The sequence below is a fragment of the Streptomyces gottesmaniae genome (assembly GCF_031845845.1).
Taxonomy (GTDB): Bacteria; Actinomycetota; Actinomycetes; order Streptomycetales; family Streptomycetaceae; genus Streptomyces; species Streptomyces akebiae.
Genome location: NZ_JAVRFJ010000087.1, coordinates 1 through 2,297 on the forward strand (window position 1 = coordinate 1; position 2,297 = coordinate 2,297).

Genomic DNA, 2,297 nt, shown 5'->3' on the forward strand with positions numbered 1-2,297 from the left:
CGCGGCCCGCACATGCAGCGCGTCCCGGTCCGGATCGGCATACACGGCCACGCTCGCGATCCCGGCGTCCCGGCACGCCCGGGCGACGCGGACAGCGATTTCGCCTCGGTTGGCGATCAACACCTTGCGCACGATGGCTCCCTCTCCTTGAAACAAGCCGAGTTTAGGGACTGCCGACACGGCGTTTCGACCCGTCCACAATGGTGAGCTTGCCCACACGGAGCGTGAATCGAGGCTCACTCAACCCGCGAAATCCCTTGTCGCACAGCATGGCGCAGGACCCCACGCGAAAACCCTAGCCCTCTCATGTGGTCAAGGTCTCTGTGCGGCCGCGCTGCGGCCGGTTGGGTTTCTTTGTGGAGTCCCTACTAATGGCCCAACGATTCTTTGCTCTCGTAAGAACCCTTGTCCCGAGGTTTACCCGTTAGTAGCGTTCGCGATGTCCCGAACACCTACCTGGGGTAACGAGTGGATGTGCGGGAGCGGTCGAGAGCGACAGGGCGAGAGCGGAAGTGGGTGGGGCCGGTGATCCGCAGACCGGTGGCGGTATTGACGGCGATCGTGCTGTTCGTGGAGGGGCTCGGGATCGCCGGGGTCCAGTGGCTTCTCGGCACCGTCGTCGACCGGCAGAAGATGTCGCTCGCCGGGCTGGATCCCGTCGCGATGTCCGTCTCCACGAAGGCCGGGGGTGTCCTCTTCGGTCTCTATTTCGTCTTCTGCGGCGTGGTCGCGCTGCTCGTGGCCCTGCGCAACCGGCCCCCCGCCGGGCTCGGCAGGATCCTGCTCATCAGCGTCGCCGTCGTGCACGGGCTGCTCGGGGCGCTCACCGTGGGGCTGGTCGGGTGGGGCGCGTTCGCGTTCATGATGGTGGTGCTGGGGCTGGTGCTGCTCACGCTGATGACGTACGACCGGCAGGACGGCGTCGCCGACGCCGTGCCGACCACGCCCGAGGGGGCCAGCGGGCCGGAGCATGTCGCTCCGGCGGCGCCCGGGGCGTGAGGGTTCGCGTCAGCCGGTGCGAGGGGTCCACAGGTCGGTGATGGCTACGCCGAGTCGGGCCAGCAGTCGGCGCAGCAGAGGGAGGCTGATGCCGATGACGTTGCCGTTGTCGCCCTCGATGCCGTCGATGAACGGGGCCGAGCGCCCGTCGAGGGTGAACGCGCCCGCCACATGGAGGGGCTCACCGGAGGCGACGTACGCGGCGATCTCCTCGTCCGTGGGTTCACCGAAGTGGACGACCGTGGAGGCGGTCGCGGAGGTGTAGCGGCCGGTGGCGGTGTCGTAGACGCAGTGGCCGGTCTGGAGGGTGCCGGCGCGGCCGCGCATGGACTTCCAGCGGGCGGTGGCCTCCTCGGCGTCGGCGGGCTTGCCGAGTGCCTCGCCGTCGAGGTCGAGGACCGAGTCGCAGCCGATGACGAGAGCGCCCTTGACCTCGGGCTTCGCGGCGACGACGGAGGCCTTGGCCTCGGCGAGGGCGAGGGCGAGGTCCGCGGGGGTGGGGGCGGTCACGGCGTCCTCGTCCACACCGCTGACGATCACCTCGGGGGCCAGGCCGGCCTGGCGCAGGAGGTTGAGCCGGGCGGGGGACTGGGAGGCCAGGATCAGGCGGCGGGGGTGCGGAGCGGTCATGGGGTTCAGGGTATTGCCTCCGACGGCACCGGTCGGGCTCAGCCCGGCTGCCGGGGCTGTCGGGGCGGTGTGCCCGCCTGACCGTGGGGCGGTGGTTCAGAGGATGCCGAGGACGAGCATGGCCAGGAGCATGGCGAAGGCCATGAGGATGCCGAGCCGCCGAAGCATGGCCTGGGTGTCGCGCAGTTCCTTCGGCGGCTCGTTCTCAGGGTCGGACCAGAGCATGCTGCGATGGTGCGCCGCCCGGCGGGCCGGGCGCCTGAGTACGCGTACTCAATTCGGTAGGGGAGGTTCCGCTCAGCCGGGCCAGTAGGTGCGGCTCCATGTGGTGGGGCCCGGCGCCGGCAGGCGGTGGGCGGCGATGCGGGACGGGTCGGACCAGGAGTCGCGGGGGGCAGGCGCGCCGGACGGCTCGGTGGCCGCCGCCGCGGCGCGGGCGCGGACCACCGCCAGGGCGGCGGCCAGCTCCTCGGGGGTCGGGTTTCCGCGAACGACCTTGATGGTCATGTCGGCTCCCTGCGGGGTCGGAGGTGGCTACAGGGGGATGTTGCCGTGCTTCTTCGGGGGGAGGGACTCGCGCTTGGTGCGGAGTTGGCGCAGGCCGCGCACGAGGTGGCGGCGGGTTTCGGAGGGCGGGATGACGGCGTCGACGTAACCGCGTTCGGCTG

At 70.6% G+C, this 2,297-nt stretch carries 6 protein-coding genes; 1 reads left to right on the forward strand and 5 read right to left on the reverse strand.

All coding sequences use genetic code 11. The features are described 5' to 3' along the window. Positions 1 to 132 (reverse strand): biotin carboxylase N-terminal domain-containing protein (locus RM704_RS44455; protein ID WP_311593543.1); only part of this gene is annotated, 132 nt, incomplete at its 3' end. Positions 133 to 525: 393 nt separating this feature from the next. On the opposite strand from RM704_RS44455, the gene RM704_RS44460 reads away from it, so the two are divergent. After that, entirely contained in the window at positions 526 to 999 is a 474-nt protein-coding gene (locus RM704_RS44460; RefSeq protein ID WP_192829643.1) for a hypothetical protein, read from the forward strand. Positions 1,000 to 1,008: 9 nt separating this feature from the next. Here the strand turns inward: RM704_RS44460 and RM704_RS44465 are convergent, their stop codons facing one another. From RM704_RS44465 to RM704_RS44480, 4 genes are all read right to left on the reverse strand, one after another. Then, positions 1,009 to 1,629 carry a nucleoside triphosphate pyrophosphatase gene (locus RM704_RS44465; protein WP_033527035.1) on the reverse strand — a complete coding sequence of 207 codons (621 nt, stop codon included), beginning with the start codon at positions 1,627 to 1,629 and terminating at the stop codon, positions 1,009 to 1,011. A 96-nt stretch (positions 1,630 to 1,725) separates the two neighbouring features. Beyond that, complete coding sequence (mmpB, locus tag RM704_RS44470) at positions 1,726 to 1,854, reverse strand: morphogenic membrane protein MmpB (protein WP_311593540.1); 129 nt, start codon at positions 1,852 to 1,854, stop codon at positions 1,726 to 1,728. Between the two features lie 72 nt (positions 1,855 to 1,926). Then, positions 1,927 to 2,136, reverse strand: a complete 210-nt coding sequence (locus RM704_RS44475; RefSeq protein ID WP_033527034.1) for an acyl-CoA carboxylase epsilon subunit — start codon at positions 2,134 to 2,136, stop codon at positions 1,927 to 1,929. Between the two features lie 27 nt (positions 2,137 to 2,163). Then, positions 2,164 to 2,297, reverse strand: a 134-nt coding sequence (locus RM704_RS44480) for a carboxyl transferase domain-containing protein (protein WP_311593545.1), incomplete at its 5' end; no start/stop codon positions are given.